Consider the following 2,036-nt stretch of genomic DNA (forward strand, 5'->3'; position numbering starts at 1 on the left):
GATCACGCCCAAGAGCGTGCGCCTGCGCAAGCGTTTCCTCAAGGAAAACGAGCGCAAGCGCGCCAGCCGCGAAATGGCGAGCTGATCGCCATCCAGCCGTGCTGCTGCGCCTGACCCACGGCGGGGCCGTGTGGCTGATGGTTGCCGTGACCCTGATGTGGGCCACGGCGGGCGTTGTCACGCGGCACCTGGCGCAGGCCCACAGTTTCGAGATCACCTTCTGGCGCAGCTTCTTCACGATGCTTGCGCTGCTGGTGATCTTGCCGCTTTGGCGGGGCCGGGCGGTGTTCTCGCAGATCCGCTCGGGCGGGCGCGAGCTCTGGATCTCGGGCGTCTGCTGGACCGTGATGTTCACTGCCTTCATGGTGGCGCTCACGCTGGCTTCGACGGCCAGCGTGCTGGTCACGATGTCGCTGGGCCCATTGCTCACTGCGCTGGCCGCGCGCCTCTTCATCGGTCACCGCCTGCCCGTGCGGACTTGGGTGGCCATCGTGGTGGCCGGCCTCGGCATCGCGTGGATGTACGGCACGCAACTGATGCAGGGCGGGGCGGCGGGCGGATCGCTGCTCGGAACGCTGGTGGCGCTGTGCGTGCCGCTCGCGGGCGCCACCAACTGGACGGTGGTCCAGCATGCGCGCGCCAAGGGACATGACATCGACCTGGTTCCCGCGGTGCTGATCGGCGCGGCGCTGAGCGCGCTGCTCACGCTGCCTTTTGCCTTGCCGTTCCAGGCCAATGCGCACGATCTCGGCCTGCTCGCTTTCCTCGGTGTTTTCCAGCTGGCCATTCCCTGCGTGCTGGCGGTCCTGTGCGCGCAGGTGCTCAAGGCGCCCGAGGTGGCGCTGCTCGCGCTGCTCGAGGTGATCTTCGGCATTGCACTGGCCTGGATCGGCGCGGGCGAGGAGCCGGCTGCGAGCGTGCTGACCGGCGGCGCGCTGGTCATCGGTGCGCTGGTTTTCAACGAGCTGCTGGCGCTGCGCGGGCGCCGCGCCACCGTGGCCGACGACGCGCTTCCCACCGCCCACTGAGCCGCTTGCGCGAGCCAAAAAAGAAAAGGCCCCGACATCTGCCGGGGCCCTCGAGTTGGAGCGCGATCAGGCGATCACGGAATCAGGGGCGGGCCACCTTCCAGGCGCCGTTCAGGACGCCGTCGCCGGTCTTGTCGCCCGGCTTGCTATCCTTGGTCCAGTAATAGAGCGGCCAGCCCTTGTAGGCCCACTGCCTCTTGCCGTCTTCGCGCACGATGATGGTGTAGCCACCCATCGGCTTGGCAGTTTCGGCCACCGGCAGCGGCGGCCAGTTGGCGGCGCACTGGGCGTTGCAGGCGGAGGTGCCTGCACCGGCCGTGTCGCGGGCGAAGGTGTACAGCGTCATGCCATTCGGGCCGACCAGCACGCCATCGGCGGTGCGGGTGGGGGTGTCGGGGGCGCTGGCGGTCTTGTTGGACATGCCGCCGCAGCCGGCGAGCAATGCCGCCGCGAGGATCGAGGCGCTGAGCAATTTCATGCAGTTTCTCCTTCAGTTGAAAAATCGCGAAAACAAGGCAGTGGTTGCGCGACACGGCAGTTTATGCCGGCCTCACGACAAATCGCGGTAGGCGAGCGTCGCGAGTTTCAGCAAAACTTCACGCGGTAGCTTGCCGGCAACGGCATAGCCGAAGCCCTGGTCGATCCAATAGAAGCTGGGCACCGGTCCTTCGGACGCGAAACGGAAGGCTGTTTCGCGCGATGCGGCGGTGCCGGCGGCGGCCTGGCTGTCGAGGGTGCCGATGTAGAGCGTGATGCGTTCGCCGGCGGCGTCCTCGAACATGAACTGGGCGCGCGCGCCGCTTTCCCCGGGCAAGAGGCGGCCGCCGACGAGCGTGTAGCCCATGGCGGTCAGGTCCGGCACCTTGAGCGGCCTGTCCAGGCGCTTGGACAGCCACTGCACGAGGTGCTGCTGCTCGCTGGCAGCCACCTCGACCGGGTGCCTTTTTTCCGGCGCATAGACGGCGTGGGCAATGGACGCGTCGTGCACGAATTCGCGCATCGCAGGCC

General features: G+C 67.7%; 3 protein-coding genes. 1 reads left to right on the plus strand and 2 read right to left on the minus strand.

The features are described from left to right. Window positions 1–104: 104 nt before the first annotated feature. Window positions 105–1,028, plus strand: coding sequence for a DMT family transporter (locus AC1DOC_RS31145; RefSeq protein WP_026284059.1), 924 nt, complete (start codon window positions 105–107; stop codon window positions 1,026–1,028). Window positions 1,029–1,110: 82 nt separating this feature from the next. On the opposite strand, the gene AC1DOC_RS31150 is transcribed toward AC1DOC_RS31145, so the two are convergent. Both AC1DOC_RS31150 and AC1DOC_RS31155 read right to left on the minus strand, forming a co-directional pair. Beyond that, window positions 1,111–1,506, minus strand: a complete 396-nt coding sequence (locus AC1DOC_RS31150) for a COG4315 family predicted lipoprotein (RefSeq protein ID WP_012747857.1) — start codon at window positions 1,504–1,506, stop codon at window positions 1,111–1,113. Between the two features lie 72 nt (window positions 1,507–1,578). Beyond that, the coding region (locus tag AC1DOC_RS31155) for an anti-sigma factor family protein (protein ID WP_478131273.1) at window positions 1,579–2,036 on the minus strand (458 nt) is incomplete at its 5' end.

Source organism: Variovorax sp. 01T439_2 (assembly GCF_056398445.1).

Bases quoted from the DNA above. Each gene is read 5' to 3' on its own strand.
- AC1DOC_RS31150 (WP_012747857.1), bottom strand. From the start codon at position 1,506: ATGAAATTGCTCAGCGCCTCGATCCTCGCGGCGGCATTGCTCGCCGGC.